The sequence below is a fragment of the Desulfovibrio porci genome, assembly GCF_009696265.1.
Taxonomy (GTDB): Bacteria; Desulfobacterota; Desulfovibrionia; order Desulfovibrionales; family Desulfovibrionaceae; genus Desulfovibrio; species Desulfovibrio porci.
On record NZ_VUMH01000010.1, the window covers coordinates 13,260 to 26,165 of the forward strand.

Genomic DNA, 12,906 nt, shown 5'->3' on the forward strand with positions numbered 1-12,906 from the left:
CGAACCGGACAGCGGGGAAAGCCCCCGGCGCGAAGACTTGCGGGCCGCGCCGCCTTTGGGCTAGCATGATGTTACGGAGGCCTTTATGTACGTGATTACCGGCGGCGCGGGCTTTATCGGCAGCGCCCTGCTCTGGCAGTTGAACCATATGGATCTGGACGAAATCGTGGTGGTGGACAATCTGGCCAGCAGCGAGAAATGGCGTAATCTGGTCAAACGCCGCTATGTGGACTATCTGCACCGCGACCGTTTTTACGATATGTTGCAACGCGACGCCCTGCCCTGGAAGATCTCGGCCGTGGTCCACCTGGGGGCTTGTTCCTCCACCACCGAGCGCGACGCGGATTTCCTGATGGAAAACAATTTCCACTATAGCCGCGATCTCTGCCGCTACGCCCTGGACAAGGGCGCGCGCTTCATCAACGCCAGTTCGGCGGCCACCTACGGCGACGGCTCCCTCGGCTTCAGCGACGATCCGGCCCTGATCCCCCGGCTCGCGCCCCTGAACATGTACGGCTATTCCAAACAGCTCTTCGACCTCTGGCTGCTGCGCGAGAAGCTGTGCGGCGAGGTGGTCAGCCTGAAATTCTTCAATGTCTACGGCCCCAACGAATACCACAAGGGGTCCATGCAGAGCGTGGTGGTCAAGGCTCACCGCCAGATCCGGGAGCGCGGACGGCTGGCGCTGTTCAAATCCGATGTGCCGGGTCTGGCCGACGGCGAGCAGAAGCGCGATTTTGTCTACGTCAAGGACTGCACCGCGCTGATGGCCTGGCTGCTGGAGCGCGGGGACGTCAACGGCATCCACAACGTGGGCACGGGCGCGGCCCGCAGCTTCAACGAGCTGGGCCGGGCCGTGTTCGCCGCCCTGGGGCGGGAATGCCGCATCGACTACGTGGACATGCCCGAAACGCTGCGCGGCAAGTACCAGAATTACACCCGCGCCGACATGGGCTGGCTGGCCCGTGTGGACTGCCCTCTGGGTTTCACCTCGCTGGAAGAGGGCGCGGCCGACTATGTGCGCAATTATCTGGAAAAAGAGGATTCCTACCTCTAAGGCAATCGTCAAGTTCGTCGATATATAGAAGCGAGGCTGTCTGACATATGGTTGGTTCACGATTAAAAGAAAAATGTCCGGAGAGTGCGGCAGACCGGCCCGGCGGATGCTTTGCGCGCCGGGGTCTGTCCCCCCCTCCCGGCAGCGAGGAAAAGTATGCGCTTATCAATCGCGGGAAAGATCATCACATTTGTGGTCGTGGCCGTGGCCCTGTCCTGCACGGCAGTCCTTCTGACGACCATGCGCCTTCTGGAACCTCCCCTGGACGCCAGCATTGAGGGTACGACGCAACTGGCCAAAGCGGCCACGGACGCCACCTACAATGCCAACAGCGAAAAATTTCTGAAAGAAGCCCGGCTGATAGCCCAAAACCCCGAACTGATCGAGGCCGTGACGCGGCGCGATCACGCCGCTGCCGCCGCCATCGGCAAAGAGTTGATGGAAATGGCGGGATCGGAATTCATCACCATCACCGATGAGAAGGGCATGGTGGTGGCCCGGGGCCATTCCCCGAAATACGGCGACGACGTCAACAATCAGGAAACCGTGAGCGCGGGCCGCCAGGGAAAATCCGTGGTGGGCGTGGTGACCGGCACGGTGGTGCCGTTCACCCTGCGCGCCGGCGCGCCCCTGATGCGTGACGGCAAGGTGGCGGGCACCGTGGGCATCGGCATTTCCCTGACCAGCGAAGCCTATGTGGACAAGCTGAAAAAGGATACCGGCCTGGAAGCGACCATTTTCAGGGACGACGTTCGCGCCATGACCACCCTGATGCAGGACGGCAAGCGCCTGATCGGCACGCGGCTGCAAAACGCCGCCGTGTCCGAGGCCGTGCTGCAACGCGGGGAAACCGTCTCCGGCCGTCTGGAGCTTCTGGGCAGGCCCTTCAGCGTGGTCTACTGGCCTATCCTGAACATGGCGGGCAAGCCCGTGGGCATGTGGTTTACCGGCCAGCCGCTGGGTCATGTGGTCCAGGTGCGGCAGGAGGCTTTGCGCAACTCCCTGCTGGCCACGGCGGGCATCACCCTGGTCTTCGCGCTGGTGGCCTTTGCCATGGGCAGGCTGCTGGCCTCGCCCGTCAAGCGCATCACCGCCTATGCCGAGGCCGTGGCCGAAGGGGATCTGGACGCGTCGCTTTCGGTGCGGGCGCGGGATGAAACCGGCAGGCTGGCCGGGGCCCTGCACACCATGGTGAAAACGCTCAAGACCCGCATCGCCGAGGCCGGGGAGCAGTCGGAACTGGCCCGGCAGGAAACCGCCAAGGCCCAGGAAGCCATGGGCATGGCCGAAGAGGCTCGCCACAGGGCCGAAAGCGCCCGGCGCGAGGGCATGCTGGCCGCCGCCGGGCAGTTGGAAGGCGTGGTGGGCGTGGTCAGCTCCGTGGCCGCCGGACTCTCCGCCCAGATTGAAAAATCCGAACGCGGCGCGGCGGAACAGGCCACGCGGGTGACGGACACCGCCACCGCCATGGAGGAAATGAACGTCACCGTGGCCGAAGTGGCCCGGAACGCGGGTTCCGCCCCGGAAATGTCCGCCGCCACGCGGCAGCGGGCCGAGGCCGGGGCGCAGGTGGTTTCACAGGCCGTGGACAGCATCCGCCGGGTGGAGAAACAGTCCCTGGAACTCAAGGATGATATGCGGACGCTGTCGGAACAGGCCCAGTCCATTGACCGGATCATGGGCGTGATTTCGGATATCGCCGACCAGACCAACCTGCTGGCCCTCAACGCGGCCATTGAGGCGGCGCGCGCGGGCGAAGCCGGGCGCGGTTTCGCCGTGGTGGCCGACGAGGTGCGCAAGCTGGCCGAAAAAACCATGGCCTCCACCCACGATGTGGGCAACGCCATTCTGGCCATTCAGCAGAGCGCCGGCCAGAGCGCGGAGCAGGTCGAGGAGGCCGTGCGGATTATCGGCGAGGCCACGGAATTCGCCGGAAAATCCGGCGAGGCCCTGCAACAGATCGTTGAGATGGCCGATTCCACAGCCGATCAGGTGCGGGCCATCGCCACGGCTTCGGAGCAGCAGTCCGCCTCCAGCGAGGAGATCAACAATTCCATCACCCAGGTCAACGCCATTGCCGGGGACACGTCGCAGGCCATGCGCGAAGCCGCCGGCGCGGTGGCGGAACTGGCGGAGCAGGCGCGGGCGCTGACCGGCCTGATCGAGAATATGAAGAAGGGTTAGGGGCTGCTTTTCAGGATGAACGGGGGCGCGCCGTATGGCGCGCCCCCTTTGCGTCGGCATAAGGCTTTCAGGCGGTTTCGTCTTCAGCGTTTTTTTCCTTACGCCGCCGCTCTTGCAGATAGCCGCGCCCCCAGGCTGACATGGCCTCCAGAACCGGCCTGATGCTTCTGCCGAAGTCCGTCAGCGAATACTCCACCTTGGGCGGGACCACGGGAAAGACTTCCCGCCGCACCAGACCGTCCCTTTCCAGATCGCGCAATTGCCGGGTCAGCACTTTGGGCGTGGCACAGGGCACGGCCTTGCGCAATTGTGAAAAGCGCAAGGTTTCACCCGTGAGCTTGTAGAGAATCAGAGATTTATACTTCCCGCCGATGAGATCCGCCGTGGCTTCCACCGGGCAATGCCGCTGCACGGGAACGGGATTTTGCCTCCTGTCGCGGCGGTCTGTGTTTTCTCGCGTCTGTTCCTCGGCCATCTTCAGTATCCTTTCAGGTACGCTGTATCAAAAAAGTGCATTCTTGTTCCGATCGCTGTTATCGGTATATCAGTACAGACAGATGTTCAAAGCACAGTCATTTTTATAACGGATGCCAACACGAGGATGCAAGCAATGAAATTTCAACGAATCCGTGGAGCTACGAGCATTATTACATTCGTCGGGAAAAAGTTTCTGCTGGATCCTTTTCTGGCGGACAAGGGCACGTTGCCCCCTGTGCCGTCGCCCCGCGACGCCACGCCCAATCCTCTTGTGGATCTGCCGCTGCCCGTTGCGAGCATAGTGGACGTGGATGCGGTTGTGGTGACTCACATGCATCACTTCGACCACTTTGACGCGGCGGCCCGGCAGGCCATTCCCAAGGCTATGCCCATGTTCGCCCGGAACGGCGCGGAGGCGCGGGACATGCGGGCGCTGGGATTCACGGACGTCACGCCCCTTGCGGAGACGGGCGTCGGTTTTGGGGAGATCGTCCTGCACAGAACCGAAGCCATGCACGGCCTGGGCGAAGCCGCCGCGCGCAACTGGCGGGAACGGGGCCTTCCCGCCACTGCCTGCGGCGTGGTTTTTACCGCTCCCGGCGAGCAAACCCTGTATGTGGCCGGGGATACTGTCTGGTACGAAGGCGTGCGCGAAACTTTGGCCCTGCACCGGCCCGGCGTGGTTGTGCTCAACGCGGCGGATGCCCGTTTTTATGACGAAACGCCCATTCTCATGGGTGCGGACGGCGTTCTGGAGGTGGCCCGGGCGGCCCCGTGGGCCACGCTGATCGCCAGTCATATGGATGCGGTCAACCATGCCCGGCTGGATCGCGCCGGGCTGCGGGCCTTTGTGGCGGCGACGGGGCTTTGGGAGCGGGTGCGCATTCCCGAAGACGGGGAGATCTGCGTCCTGTAACGGGAAAGGGGCGCGCCGTATGGCGCGCCCTCCTGAAGCTGCTGACAGCGTCCCGGAAATTTGCCGGGGCGCTGTTGTTCTGTTTTTATGCTACCGTGGCGCGGCCCGCGACAGGCGAAGATGGCATTCGCGCGCATCAGAACCGCAAGCCCGCCGCTCCTGGTCAGGTTCCCGCAAGCCGGGAGATGGAGGCGGCCGTCGCAAGCAGGGCTGGAAGCGTATCGTCTATAAAATTTTTGCAACTTTCCGGCCCGGCGTTCTTGAGCAGCCTTGTCACAATAATGGCCGCCGATTTATTGTCCGCATCCGTCACGGGGACGGAAATGCTGATTTCATTTTCAATGAATTCACTTAGTTGCCAGCAGTAGCCCTGGGCGCGCGCCTTTCTCACCTCTTCCATCAGTTCATCCGGGTCGGTCCGGGTATGGGGCGTCAGCCTGATGAGGTTCGTCGCCGCCAGCAGACCGCGGGCTTCCTGTTCGGGAAGCAGGGAGAGCAACATGCGCCCGCCGGCGGAGACGTATGCGGGAAGGCTTTCCCCGAACAGGGAGGCCTCGTGGTAATATTTCATCCAGAGCCGGATGACATAGATAATATCGGGACCGTTGAGGACGCACATGTTCACGGCCATGCGCAGTTCCTCACGCAGTTCAATGAGCGCGGGCATGGCCAGGGCGAATGTCTTGCGGGAGCGCAGGTAGTTGAAGCTGTGTTTCAGGATGCGCGGGGAAAGATAATATTTGCGGCGGATTTCATCTTTTTCCAGATAGCCCATCTTGTGCAGGGTGTTGCTCAGACGCTGGACAAGATTCTTTTCAAAGCCCGTAATGCGCGCAAGCTCGGTGATGCCCAGGAAGGGGGAGCCTTCCTTGAAGCTCTCAAGAAGAATCATGCCTTTTGCAAGGGAGGCCACATACAGGGGGCCGGGCTCCTGCAGACCTGAATGCGCTGGAATGTCAGCCATGCGTGGGGCTTCCTTGGATATGGTTCCGCCAATAGTTCCTGCCGTGCATCATCGTTATTGTAGCCGAAAGCCCGCCGGACACAAGGGCGGAGTGTTCCCGTCTCACCAACGCCCCCAGACGGGGCGGCCCGCGCTGAGCACGGCCTCAATGGAAATCCGGCTGATGGCTTCCGGCGGCGTGGAACAGGGGTCTTCCGAAAGTACGGTGAAATCGGCCACCTTGCCCGGTTCGATGGAGCCGCGGTTGTTCTCTTCAAAGCACATGGCCGCCGCATGGGTGGTATAGGCGCGCATGGCGTCCAGAGCGCTGATGCGCTGATCCTCCCCCAGGACTCTCCCTCCTCTGGTCAGCCTGTTCACGGCCGTGTGGATGGAAAGCATGGTCATCTGCGGCAAGACCGGAGTGTCGGCGTGCAGGGAGAACGGCAGACCCAGGCGCACGGCGCTCTGGCAGGGGTTCAGCCGGGCGGCCCGTTGGGGCCCGAGAAAAATGTCATGATGCCTGTCGCCCCAGTTCCAGATATGCAGCCCGAAAAAAGACGGCCACAGGCCCACGGCCTTCATGCGCCGCAGCTGGTCGTCCGAGGCGGTCTGGCAATGGATGAGCAGATGGCGCGGATCCGCGCGGGGGGAGCGGACCTGGGCGTTTTCCACGGCGCGGATGACGGCCTCAATGGCTCCGTTGCCGTTGCCGTGCGCCACCACCTGCTGTCCGCCGGCATGCGCGGCCAGGACGTTGGCTTCCAGCTCCCGATACGATCCGAGAATGTCCGGCTTGAGATCCGGGCGGTCGTGGTAGCCTTCGGGCAGGGCGGCCGTGTACGCCTGGATGGAGCCGTCCGCGAAGAATTTGACGCCGTGGGGGCGCAGCATGGGCGAACCCGGCCCGTCCAGCATGCCCGTGGCCTCAAACATGTCGTAATGCGTGCCGATGACCGGCATGTGCACGTGCAGATTGAGTTTGCCTTCGCGTTCCAGACCGGCCAGGGCCCTGGCGACCATAAAGGGCTGCAGGCCCCCGAAACCCGCGCCGCCGCCGATGGTGGCGGTGAACCCCTGGGCGTTGTAGTCCGCCACGGCCAGTTGCAGGCCCGCCTTGAGCCGCTCCAGGGAAACGGCGGGCAGTGCGCTGAAAAGCTTCCAGACCGTCTCCTCCGTGATCAGCCCTGTGGGGCGGCCGTCCCGGCAGACAATGTGGATATTTGCGGATGGCCGATCCGTGGGAATGCCGAGGATCTCAAACATGCGGCTGTTGATGTAGGCGGCGTGGACGGAGACGTGCACCAGCGCCGCGGGACGGTCCGGCCAGAGGGCGTCCAGTTCTTGGCGCAGAGGGCCGCGTTTTTCGCTCACGGCCGTGTCGTCAAAGCCGTAGCCGACCACAAAGGCGTCCCCGGGACGCCCGGCGGCATGCCCGGCCAGGATCTCAAGGGCCTCGGCCAGGCTTCGCGCGCCGCCGCAGTAGGCATAGGGCTTCCAGGCCGCGTACAGGGACAGATGGCTGTGCGAATCAATAAAGCCAGGGTAAAGGCACGCGCCTTTGAGATCGACCCGTTCCGCGCGCGGACCGGCCAGAGGCCGCAGTTCCTCCTCGCGGCCTACGGCTTCAATGCGGTCCCCGCAGACCAGCACGGCCGAGGCCCGGCTGTTGTCCGCATCCATGCATACGACATCGGCATTGGCATACAGGGTTTTTTCCCGGCAGCGCATGGCGGCTCCTTTCGCGATTTTGGGGCACAGGCTTGTCCCCCGGATGGCTTTCAGCGCGTTTCCTGGGGAATCCACCATTCCTGGGCGCCCCGTTGGGTGGTGATGTATTCCGGCCAGCGAAAATGCACGGGTGCGGGCGCGCCGGCGGGCATGAGCGGCTTCATCCATTTGCTGCCGCCGATGCCGCCGCCCGTGCGCTCAATGAATTCCCGCTTCGCCTCGGCCAGTTCATCCGGGCAGGTCAGCAGGTCCAGAATGGTGTAGCTGATGGTCCGGGCCGCGCTGTAAATGGTGGGGTCAATGCATTCCCGCTTTCCGCCCAGCGCGTTCCAGACCCACATGGGCATGACGTGCCTGGGATATTCCGCCGGGCGCTCGATCATGCAGCGGCCGATAAACAGGCGCACGGTGGGAGCATGCCAAGTGTATTCCACATAATCGTCGGACATGAAGTGCTGCTGCCAGGACGGCAGGCCCGCCCGCAGCGCCTTGTCGGCCTCACGCGGATCATGCAGACGGCTGCATTCCGGCATGATCGGGTCCTCGGGCGCGGCATAGCCGAGGTTCCGGAGAATCTGGCGGCCGAAATCCCGCGCCTGCTCGTCGAATTGCGGGGGGCCGGCCAGCTCAAGGTTGCTGTAGGCAAGCCGCGCCAGCGCGTGGTTGGGCAGGCCGACCCTGTTTTTCTGCACCCAGTCGCCGCGCATTTCGCAGTGCGTGATGGCGGCGACATGCCTGGCGTTGTTTTCGAGAACTTCCGCAATGCGTTCCTGCATGGCGATGGTCGGCGCGCGCCAGCAGTAGTAGATCTGCCCCAGCCTGGGGGCCAAGTGGTCCGCGGTGGCCTGACCCCCGACCAGAATGGCCTCGCTGATGTACCAGCCGCCGGAACGCGGCAGCATGGAGGTATTGGTATAGCGGCTTGTGGTGTACATCAGGCAGACGGCGTCAAGAGCGCCCGGCGCGCGCGCAACGACCTGTTGCAGCGGCATCAGCATCCGTTCCGGCGCTTCTCCCCAGGTTTCGGGATGCTTGCATTCAAAGGTGAACACCCGGCCGTAACTGCTCCCGCAATGGATGTCCCAGTAGACGGTATTGCACAGGGACAGGCGGCAGCTGGGATGAAAACTGATGAAGGCGTCCACGTCGTCATAATAGCCGTTGGCCGCATGGAGCGGCTTTGAGCCGCACATCTTTTCAGCGGGTTCGCCGAAGAATTTAAGTCTGCCGGGGATGTTGTGCCTTTCCATGACGTGCTTGACCGCCAGCACGGCCGCGAAAGAGCCCATGCCCAGAGCGGAGTGCGGGTCGGTGTGCCCGGCGGCATACGGATTCAGGCCCGCGCGCGGGCATTCATAGGGGACCTGCTCCTGAGAATTGGCGGGAGTGGCGTCATATTCCGCATACGCGCCTATGGTCGGGCCGCCCCGGCCGTTTTCCCACACCGCGCAGAAGGCGGTGGGCATGCCGGCGCTCTGCTCCTCAACGCTGAAGCCGGCCCGCCGCAGCTGATCCACATACCAGGCCGAGGATTTGTATTCGCGCCAGGCCGGTTCGGCAAAATTCCAGATGATCTGGTGCCAGTCGGAAATATCCCGCGCGTGTTCTTCGATCCAGGCTCTGGCGTGCTTTTTATACATATTCATGGCTGACTCCCGTGGAAGCGTAGAGGTGACAGGCAACTTTCGTCCGTGGCGTCATTTCCGTGAGAGGCGGAGTGACCCTGGCGCAGATTGGCGCGGCCCGGCCGCAAAGCGGGGCATAGCGGCAGCCGGGTGGAGGATCAATGGGGCTTGGGGCCGCGCACGGCGCTTTGGCGGGCGCGGCGGGCATTTCATCAAGAGGATTTGCGGAGGGAACCGCCGCGATCAGGGCTTGCGTATATGGATGCAGCGGCTTGGCGAACAGCGTGTCCGCACCGCCCGTTTCCACGATCTGCCCCATGTAGAGCACGACGATGTCGTCGCAGATATGCTGGACCACGCCGAGATCATGCGAGATGAATAAATAACTCAGACCGAAATCCCGTTGCAGCCGCTTGAGCAGGTTGAGGATCTGGGCCTGCACGGCCACGTCCAGGGCGGAAACCGGCTCGTCGCAGCAGAGCAGTTCGGGGCGGCAGGCCAGTGCGCGCGCGATGGCGATGCGCTGGCGCTGCCCGCCTGAAAACTGGTGGGGAAAGAGCCTGGCTTGCGCCGCACGCAGGCCCACAGCTTCCATTAATGAAAAAACTCTTTCCCGCCTTCTGGCTTTTTCGCCGACCTGGAGCAGATCCATGGGCTCGCGGATGATGTCGCCGGCCCGGCAGCGCGGGTTGAGCGAGGAATACGGGTCCTGGAAGATGAACTGGACGCGCCGCCTGAAGTCCAGGAGATCCTTTTTTTTCAGGGCGAGCACCTGGATCCCGTCAAGCAGAACTTCGCCCGAGGCTGGTTTCAGCATACGCATGACGCCCCTGGCGACGGTGGTTTTGCCGCTGCCGCTCTCGCCCACAATGCCGAGAGTCCGGCCCCGTTTCAGCGCAAAGGAAATATCCTCCGCGGCATGCACAAAGCGCTGGCGTTCAAAAAAACTCTTCCTCATGGCCGGGAAGCGGATGTGCATATGCCGCACTTCAAGCAATGGCGTTTCCATGCGAACTCCTTCCGCCCGCGGCGGCTTCAAGGTCGGCGTTGAAGCAGGCCACGCGGCGGCCGTCGCCGAATGCCGCGGCAAAGGGGCGCTCCCTGAAACAGCGCGGTCCGGCCCGGGAACAGCGCGGCGCGAAAGCGCAGCTTGCTCCGATGTCCGTGATGGCGGGCACCATGCCGGGGATTTCGTGCAGGTATCCTTTTTTCCTGCCGGCCCGGCGATCCAGATGGGGCGTGCAGGCGATCAGGCCCTGCGTATACGGATGGCGGGGATCCAGCAGGATTTCCCGGGTGCTTCCCGCCTCCACGCAGGAGCCCGCGTACATCACAATCACCCGGTCCGTCATGGCGGCAATGGAGCCCATGTCGTGCGTGATAAACAGGATGGAAGTGCCGGAACGCCGCTGGATTGCCTTGAGCAACTGAAAGATCTGCGCCTGCACTGAAACGTCCAGCGCGGTGGTCGGTTCGTCCGCGATAAGCACTGAGGGCGCGCAGGCCAGAGCAATGGCGATCATGACACGCTGCCGCATGCCTCCGGACAGTTCAAAGGGATAGTTGCGCACGCGCAGTTCCGGCTCGGGAATGCCCACTTCCGCGAGAAGTTCGGCGGCCCGGCCCCATGCCGCGCGCCGGTCCAGATTTGCATGGACCATGAGGCTCTCCGCGATCTGCTCGCCCACCCTGAACACGGGGTTGAGCGCCGTCATGGGTTCCTGGAAGATCATGGAAATGTCCTTGCCGCGCAGAGCGCGCAGTTCATGTTCCGGCATGCCGGTCAGCTCGCGGCCCATAAAGCGGATGCTGCCGCCGGAAATCCGTCCCGGAGGGGAAGGCACAAGACCCATGATTGCCAGCGAGGCGATGCTTTTGCCGCTGCCTGACTCCCCGACGATGCCGAGGGTTCGGCCGTGTCCGAGACTGAACGAAAGCCTGTCCACGGCAACCGCGTCGCGCCCTCCGATGTCAAAACTGACTTGCAGGTTGTTCACTTCGAGGATGCTGTCTCTCATAACTTCCTCAGCTTGGGGTTGAGTGCGGTTGTCAGGCCGTCTCCCACCAGGCAGATGGAGAGGGAGGTCAGGAAGATGACCAGTCCGGGCAGGGTCACCGCCCACCAGGCGTCAAAGATGTAGTCGCGGCTCGCGCCTATGAGCAGCCCCCAGCTCATCACATTGGGGTCGCCCAGCCCGAGGAAGCTGAGTCCGGCTTCATACAGCACGGCGCTGCCCACGTTGAGGGTCGCGTTGACAATAATCGGGGGAAGCGCGTTGGGAAGCATCACCCGGGTGATGACGCGGCAATGCCCGGCGCCGATGAGCTGCGCCGCCGTCACATATTCCAGTTCCCGGATGCGCATGAATTCCCCGCGCGTGAGGCGGGCCAGGGAAGGCCAGGTCACAAGGCCGATCGCCACGGCGATCATGCCTATGGACGGGCTGAACAGCGACACGAGCACCATGGCGAACAGCAGGGGAGGAAGCACCTGAAAAAATTCCGTAATCTTCATCAGCAGGGTGTTGGGCGCTCCCTGGTAATACCCGGCTAACGCGCCGACGCTCAAGCCGATCAGCAGGTTGCAGAGCGTCGCCGCCAGAGCGACCGCGAGCGTGGCCCTGCCGCCATGGACAATGCCGGTCAGAATATCCCGTCCCACATAGTCTGTGCCCAGCAGGTGCCCGTCCTCCAGCGGCGGCGTCATGGGCGCGCCGGCAATTTCAAAGGGATCGGCGGACAGGAAAAACGGGCCCGCCAGCGAGACCGCCACAATGATGCAAAGGAGCGCCAGGCCGAGCACGGCGGCGCGGTTTTTGCAAAACATCTCCGCGGCTTGGCGGAACGGTCCGGCTGCGCGCGCCGCCGCTTCGCCGCCGAGGGCCGGGGGCGTTACGGCCTGAGCGTCCGTACGACTTCTGGTATCCATAGCTTCATCCTCATGCTGTAGGATTGGATCCTCAGCGTTCTTGGGCGCGGATGCGCGGGTCCAGCAGACGGTAGGCGAAGTCCGTGAGCAGATTGGCGGCAATCACCATGAAGGTGCTGAAAAAAAGGATGCCCAGGATGGTGGGGGTATCGCGCCGCAGAATGGATTCAAAGGCAAGCTGGCCGAGGCCGGGCCAACTGAATACGGTTTCCACCATGATCGCCCCTGAAAACAGATAGCCCATTTGCAGACCGGCCATGGTGACCACCGGCAGTATGGCGTTGCGCAGGGCGTGCTTCCAGATGATCGCTTTGTGGGGCAGGCCCTTGGCTTTGGCCGTTCTGATATAATCCGTACCGAGCACTTCGATCATCACGGAGCGGGCGAGCAGGGTGTACTGGGCGATGTAAATGAAGGCCAGCGTCAGCACGGGAAGGACCATATGCCGCGCCACATCAGCCGCCCGCCCGGCGAAACCGCTTTCCAGGCCCACGGTGGCCATACCTGAAACCGGAAAAACCGGAAAAACCCACGCAAAGGCGATAAGCAGCAAAATGCCCAGCCAGAAGACGGGCATGGACCAACCCACCAGCGTCAGGCCGGTGATCAGGTGGCTGCCGGGGCTGTACATCCGTTGCGACGACCAGACGCCGAGCAGAGTGCCGATCAGAACCGAAAGCGCCAGGGCCGTCAGCACCAGCAAAATGGTCGGTCCCACTCTGCCCATGATCAGGTCAAAAACAGGCTGGTTGAAAAAATGGCTGTAGCCCAGGTCGCCCCGCGCCACTTTGCCGACATAGAGCACAAGCTGTTGGGGAATACTTTTGTCCAGATGGTATTCCTGCCGCAGTTGCAGCATCAGATCTTCATTCATGCCGCCCATCTGGCCGGCGATGGTCTGTACGATGTCGCCGGGAGCCAGTTGGAGCAGCGTGAAGTTCAGAACGATGACCGCCAGCAGCAGGAGCAGGGCGTACACAATCCGTTTGCCGATCAGGATAAGAATTTTCATGGCGCGAACCGCCTCCCCGTAAAATGCTCCCG

11 protein-coding genes are annotated in these 12,906 nt (G+C 63.0%); 3 read left to right on the plus strand and 8 right to left on the minus strand.

Annotated elements, in window-relative coordinates:
* The first annotated feature begins 85 nt into the window (after window positions 1-85).
* Together rfaD and FYJ44_RS10030 are read left to right on the plus strand one after the other, a co-directional pair.
* Window positions 86-1,057, plus strand: a complete 972-nt coding sequence (gene rfaD, locus FYJ44_RS10025; protein WP_154511700.1) for an ADP-glyceromanno-heptose 6-epimerase — start codon at window positions 86-88, stop codon at window positions 1,055-1,057.
* Window positions 1,058-1,213: 156 nt separating this feature from the next.
* Window positions 1,214-3,241 (plus strand): methyl-accepting chemotaxis protein, encoded by a 2,028-nt coding sequence (locus tag FYJ44_RS10030; RefSeq protein WP_154511702.1) that lies wholly within the window; start codon window positions 1,214-1,216, stop codon window positions 3,239-3,241.
* A 67-nt stretch (window positions 3,242-3,308) separates the two neighbouring features.
* On the opposite strand, the gene FYJ44_RS10035 is transcribed toward FYJ44_RS10030, so the two are convergent.
* Window positions 3,309-3,716 (minus strand): winged helix-turn-helix transcriptional regulator, encoded by a 408-nt coding sequence (locus FYJ44_RS10035; protein WP_154511704.1) that lies wholly within the window; start codon window positions 3,714-3,716, stop codon window positions 3,309-3,311.
* A gap of 135 nt (window positions 3,717-3,851) precedes the next feature.
* Between FYJ44_RS10035 and FYJ44_RS10040 the strand changes: the two genes are divergently transcribed.
* Window positions 3,852-4,634 carry an MBL fold metallo-hydrolase gene (locus FYJ44_RS10040; RefSeq protein WP_154511706.1) on the plus strand — a complete coding sequence of 261 codons (783 nt, stop codon included), beginning with the start codon at window positions 3,852-3,854 and terminating at the stop codon, window positions 4,632-4,634.
* Window positions 4,635-4,797: 163 nt separating this feature from the next.
* Here the strand turns inward: FYJ44_RS10040 and FYJ44_RS10045 are convergent, their stop codons facing one another.
* The 7 genes from FYJ44_RS10045 to FYJ44_RS10075 form a co-directional block, all read right to left on the minus strand.
* Window positions 4,798-5,598: an IclR family transcriptional regulator gene (locus FYJ44_RS10045; protein ID WP_154511708.1), complete on the minus strand. Its 801-nt coding sequence runs from the start codon at window positions 5,596-5,598 to the stop codon at window positions 4,798-4,800.
* A gap of 102 nt (window positions 5,599-5,700) precedes the next feature.
* Window positions 5,701-7,308 (minus strand): amidohydrolase, encoded by a 1,608-nt coding sequence (locus FYJ44_RS10050; RefSeq protein ID WP_154511710.1) that lies wholly within the window; start codon window positions 7,306-7,308, stop codon window positions 5,701-5,703.
* 50 nt (window positions 7,309-7,358) lie between these two features.
* Window positions 7,359-8,954 (minus strand): zinc-binding metallopeptidase family protein, encoded by a 1,596-nt coding sequence (locus FYJ44_RS10055; protein WP_154511712.1) that lies wholly within the window; start codon window positions 8,952-8,954, stop codon window positions 7,359-7,361.
* On the minus strand, window positions 8,941-9,942 hold the full coding sequence (locus FYJ44_RS10060) for an ABC transporter ATP-binding protein (protein WP_154511714.1): 1,002 nt from the start codon (window positions 9,940-9,942) through the stop codon (window positions 8,941-8,943). The genes FYJ44_RS10055 and FYJ44_RS10060 overlap by 14 nt, the downstream gene beginning before the upstream one ends.
* The gene (locus FYJ44_RS10065) at window positions 9,923-10,951 is read right to left on the minus strand and encodes an ABC transporter ATP-binding protein (RefSeq protein WP_154511716.1); all 1,029 of its coding nucleotides are present in this window, start codon (window positions 10,949-10,951) and stop codon (window positions 9,923-9,925) included. The genes FYJ44_RS10060 and FYJ44_RS10065 overlap by 20 nt, the downstream gene beginning before the upstream one ends.
* A complete protein-coding gene (locus FYJ44_RS10070) occupies window positions 10,948-11,862 on the minus strand; it encodes an ABC transporter permease (protein WP_154511718.1) in 915 nt (304 codons plus the stop codon). Before FYJ44_RS10070 ends, FYJ44_RS10065 begins: the two co-directional genes overlap by 4 nt.
* A gap of 31 nt (window positions 11,863-11,893) precedes the next feature.
* Window positions 11,894-12,874: an ABC transporter permease gene (locus tag FYJ44_RS10075; RefSeq protein ID WP_154511720.1), complete on the minus strand. Its 981-nt coding sequence runs from the start codon at window positions 12,872-12,874 to the stop codon at window positions 11,894-11,896.
* Between the last annotated feature and the right edge of the window lie 32 nt (window positions 12,875-12,906).

Excerpts from the sequence above, each read along its gene's own strand:
- FYJ44_RS10060 (WP_154511714.1), bottom strand. The coding sequence starts at position 9,942 with ATGGAAACGCCATTGCTTGAAGTGCGGCATATGCACATCCGCTTCCCG.
- FYJ44_RS10050 (WP_154511710.1), bottom strand. The coding sequence starts at position 7,308 with ATGCGCTGCCGGGAAAAAACCCTGTATGCCAATGCCGATGTCGTATGC.
- FYJ44_RS10070 (WP_154511718.1), bottom strand. The coding sequence starts at position 11,862 with ATGGATACCAGAAGTCGTACGGACGCTCAGGCCGTAACGCCCCCGGCC.
- rfaD (WP_154511700.1), top strand. The coding sequence starts at position 86 with ATGTACGTGATTACCGGCGGCGCGGGCTTTATCGGCAGCGCCCTGCTC.
- FYJ44_RS10045 (WP_154511708.1), bottom strand. The coding sequence starts at position 5,598 with ATGGCTGACATTCCAGCGCATTCAGGTCTGCAGGAGCCCGGCCCCCTG.
- FYJ44_RS10030 (WP_154511702.1), top strand. The coding sequence starts at position 1,214 with ATGCGCTTATCAATCGCGGGAAAGATCATCACATTTGTGGTCGTGGCC.
- FYJ44_RS10065 (WP_154511716.1), bottom strand. The coding sequence starts at position 10,951 with ATGAGAGACAGCATCCTCGAAGTGAACAACCTGCAAGTCAGTTTTGAC.
- FYJ44_RS10075 (WP_154511720.1), bottom strand. The coding sequence starts at position 12,874 with ATGAAAATTCTTATCCTGATCGGCAAACGGATTGTGTACGCCCTGCTC.
- FYJ44_RS10040 (WP_154511706.1), top strand. The coding sequence starts at position 3,852 with ATGAAATTTCAACGAATCCGTGGAGCTACGAGCATTATTACATTCGTC.
- FYJ44_RS10035 (WP_154511704.1), bottom strand. The coding sequence starts at position 3,716 with ATGGCCGAGGAACAGACGCGAGAAAACACAGACCGCCGCGACAGGAGG.
- FYJ44_RS10055 (WP_154511712.1), bottom strand. The coding sequence starts at position 8,954 with ATGAATATGTATAAAAAGCACGCCAGAGCCTGGATCGAAGAACACGCG.